We start from the raw sequence: 2,033 nt of genomic DNA, 5'->3' as shown, positions 1-2,033 counted from the left end.
GGCCGCGTCGGCGGCCGACCGGAACGCCTCCGCCGCCTCGTCGCGGCGGGCCGGGCGGTCGAGGACGCCGGCGGCCTGGAGGAGGGCCCGGCCCAGCTCCAGCCAGCAGCGGGCGGCGGTGAGCGGGGCGACGGCCTCCTCGGCCGCCAGCTTGAAGAGGTACTCGGCCTCCCGCAGGTCGACCCGGTCCGCGGTGGCCCGGTGGCGCAGCATCAGGGCGCGGCCCAGCATCAGCAGCCGCTCGGACTGCTGGGCCCCGCCGGCCGGCATCTCGGAGCGGCAGTCGCGCAGCACCCGGACCGCCGCGCCGATGTGCCCGCGGCCGTCCGGGAGTTCGGCGCGGCGCAGCAGCGTAGCGCCCCACTCGGCGAGCAGGTCGGTGTAGGCGCGGGAGTCGCGGGGGATGCCCCGGGCCGCGCGGGCGAACCACTCGGTGGCGGCGACGAGTTCGGCGGGGTCTCCGGTGTGTTCGTAGCGGGCGACCCGGACGCGGCCGGCCCGGGTCTGGAGCTGGGCGCGCTGCCGCTGGTCGCGTACGGTCTCCAGCGACTGGGCGGTGAGGGTGGCGGCCTCCTCCGGTTCGGCGCCCGAGGCGAGCAGCGCGTCCACCAGGTCCAGGACGATGCGGGTCTCGGTGCCCATGGTGTGCCCGGTGCCCTGGGCGAACGCGGTGCGCAGGGACCGGGCCGACTGCCGGGCGTACTCGCGGGACTGTTCGCCGTCCTGGGTGGCGCGGGCCAGCTTCAGGAGGGTGCGGCCGTGCTGGAGGGGCAGGACGGCGGGGCGGTTCTCCTGGTCGGGCCAGGCGTCGGCGAACGCCTCCAGCATCCCGCAGGCGCTCTGGAGCAGGGCGGTGTCGCCGTCGAGCCGCCACTGCGCCTCCAGGGCCCGCACCCGCTCCAGGGTGAGGCGGAGGGCTTCGCCGGGCTCCAGACCGGGGCTGGCGCAGGCCGCGGTGTACTCGCGGTCGGCGCGCCGCAGCAGCTCCAGCGCGCCGCGCCGGTCGCCGCGCCTGCGCCGGTCGTCGGCGGCCGCGTGCAGCACCTTGGCGAGCACCGCCCGTTCGCGTACGGCACCGGGGCGGGCGGCGGCCCGCTCGGCGGCGCGTTCGGCCTCGTCGAGCAGGTCGGCGCCGCCCTGGACCTCCCACAGGCGCAGCACGCAGCGCGCGTACTCCGCCCAGAGTTCGGTGTCGTCGCCGGGGGCCGGGCCGTGCTCGGCGGCGCCTCTGAGCAGCTGCACGGCGTCGATCAGGCGCTGCACCATCTTGTCGGCCTCGAAGTGGCGCACGAGTTCCCGGGCGCGGCGCACGGCGAGGCCGGCGGCCTGGGGGGTTCCGGACGTCTTGGGCTCTCGGGTGACGAATCGTGGGGGTACGGGCATGAATCGCTCCAGTACGCGTGCTGCGACTTCGGCAAAGGCATGGGGGACGCGCGGACCCCCGGGTCTCTCGTTCCCCCCGTTCCCCTCGTTCTCCTCACTGTCGTCGGCGTCTTCCGCGTCCGGTGGGGTGCCCGCCGCGCCCGGGACGGGCCACGGGGTGCGGTGCGCGGCGTCGCGTGTGGCGCCGTCGCCGAGCTGGGCGTAGGCCAGGGCCGGGAAGTTGGGCCCGCCCTTGCCGAACCGCTGCTCTATGTACTGCGAACAGTGCTTGAGTACGAGGAGGGCCTCGTCGCGGCCGAGGGGGCCGAGCAGTGCTTCCTGGACGTCCGGCTCGAAGACGTACCACTGTCCGCGTCCGGTGCCGCCCTCGGCGCGCCTCAGGAGTCCGCTGAGCAGGACCTCGGCGAGTTCGGAGGGGCCGGACTGGGGCAGCATCGTGCGCTGGACGAGTTGCATCACGGGCAGGTAGAGGGGGGCCGCCGCGAGGTACACGGCGAGCTGTCCGGCGGCCGGGGAGGCGGTCGACCGGAACCGGCTGACGAGTTGCAGCGAGGACGGCCGGTCGCCCGGGCGGCGGGTGGGGGCCGCCGGCTGGTCGGCCCGGACCCAGCCGACCGCGCCCGGGACGGAGGCCGCCCCGGTGCCGGAGA

At 76.5% G+C, this 2,033-nt stretch carries 1 pseudogene; it reads right to left on the bottom strand.

The annotated features are described in order from the left end of the window. Positions 1-2,033, bottom strand: a pseudogene (locus G3I41_RS29640) (hypothetical protein); the annotation flags it as partial.

It is taken from the genome of Streptomyces sp. SID9727, from assembly GCF_010550605.1.
GTDB lineage: Bacteria > Actinomycetota > Actinomycetes > Streptomycetales > Streptomycetaceae > Streptomyces.
Note: the sequence above shows the minus strand (reverse complement) of the source record. Positions and strands in the feature narration are given on the sequence as shown.